This window comes from Solibacillus merdavium, from assembly GCF_014836935.1.
GTDB lineage: Bacteria > Bacillota > Bacilli > Bacillales_A > Planococcaceae > Solibacillus > Solibacillus ferritrahens.
The window spans coordinates 1-1,227 of sequence record NZ_JACSPW010000049.1 but is presented as its reverse complement, the minus strand read 5'-3'; the positions used below and the strand labels follow the sequence as shown (position 1 = coordinate 1,227).

The 1,227-nt window shown below is 39.5% G+C and carries 1 protein-coding gene; it reads right to left on the bottom strand.

Annotated features, from left to right (window positions below; all coding sequences use genetic code 11):
* Window positions 1–1,000 (bottom strand): IS1182 family transposase (locus H9632_RS18675; RefSeq protein WP_191705565.1); only part of this gene is annotated, 1,000 nt, incomplete at its 3' end.
* Window positions 1,001–1,227: the final 227 nt, after the last annotated feature.

Sequence of the window (1,227 nt, the reverse complement as noted above, 5' to 3'; positions counted from 1 at the left end):
TTGTATAGCGCAACATCTGGTCATTCGGGCAAATATAGCAATCATAATGTTCATCATAGACATACTCATGTTTACGGAAGAAGCCATCTTTCGTTTTCGGTCTTGTATAAGGAAGAACAGGCAACATTTGATTTTCTAATAAAAAGTTCGTAATCGCAGGTGTTTTATAAGCAGCATCCGCAGCAACAGCCACAGGCTTTTTCACACGATGAATGACCTTTTCAACAAGCGGTTGCAGTATATGACTATCATGTATATTGCCAGGTGTCACAATCGTTCCTAATACAAAGCCACGTTCATCTGTCGCTGCATGAAATGAATAGGCAAATTGTTTTGTCCGTTCGTCCTTCACATAGTAACCACTTTCAGGGTCCGTTGTGCTCTCTTTGATTTCTTTCCATTCTTCCTTTTCAAACTTCTCCGGTGGAAACGGCTTTTTTCCGTTCTTTTCACGGTCTATGTTTAACTCTTCTTGTAGCTTTTCTTCATAAGCACGTGTCTCTTTTCGAACCATCTTTTTATCAAATTTTCGTTTATTCGCACTTGCCTTAACATGCGTGGAATCAATAAAGATATGGTCAGCTGATAATAAACCCGCATCCACAATTTCTTTTAAGATGCGATAGAAAATCTGTTCAAATACATCTGTATCCTCAAAACGCCGTGTATAATTTTTGCCAAACGTCGAGAAGTGAGGCACTTCTGTATGAAAACCGAAGCCTAAAAACCAGCGGTACGCTACATTCGTTTCAATTTCCTTAATCGTTTGGCGCATCGAACGAATACCAAAAACGTATTGAATCATTGTCATTTTAAATAAGACAACAGGATCAATACTTGGTCTACCGAAAGGTGAATATAGGTTTTCAACTAATGGATATACAAACGAAAAGTCAATGGCTGCATCTAATTTACGTACGAGATGATTTTCTGGGACAAGTTGTTCAATCGTCAACATTTCTAATTGATTACGTTCGTTCATTTGGTTTTTAGTCATCATATCGGGACACCTCTTTGATTTAGATAAACTATATTAGAAAGAATAGATCAAGTTGATTGGAATGGAAGGGGCGACTTCTGCGGGAAAAGCGGGACTGCCGATACACCGCAGGAGCGTAGCGACGAGGAGGATTGGCACCCGCCCGCGAAACGCGTCCCCTGGAATGGAAATCAACGGTTTTCATCAGTTAACTTTATTTTAAAACAAAAAAGACTGTAGGCAAACTC